A 317-nucleotide genomic window follows, 5' to 3' on the forward strand; every position below is an offset into this window, starting at 1 on the left:
ATGGTTGGGAATCGATTTCGTGGGATATTGGGGAATGGAGAAGATGGGGAAGGGGTTGAGCATGGGGGGAATAATGAGGGGTTTGAAGGAAGGGAGGGAGGGGAAGGTAGGGATGAGTAGGAAGGAAGGCAGCAGGGACAGGTGTGAAGGTAGGATGATGGTGGGGAGGAGGAGGATGAAGAGGGAGTTTTTGGGGGGAAATTGAAAGTTGGGAAAGGGAAATGGGGGGAGTGAGTGAAAAAAGAGGAGGAGGATGGTTAGGAGGGGTGAGAGAAACAAGGTATTTAGAAAAGGTGGGGAGAAATGAATGTGGTGGA

The 317-nt window shown here is 50.8% G+C and carries 1 protein-coding gene; it reads left to right on the top strand.

The window, feature by feature from the left end; translation table 11 throughout:
* The coding region (locus FS628_RS33515) for a hypothetical protein (protein WP_222125320.1) at positions 1-205 on the top strand (205 nt) is incomplete at its 5' end.
* Positions 206-317 lie beyond the last annotated feature (112 nt).

The sequence above is a fragment of the Paenibacillus xylanexedens genome, from assembly GCF_007676705.1.
Classification (GTDB): Bacteria; Bacillota; Bacilli; order Paenibacillales; family Paenibacillaceae; genus Paenibacillus; species Paenibacillus xylanexedens_C.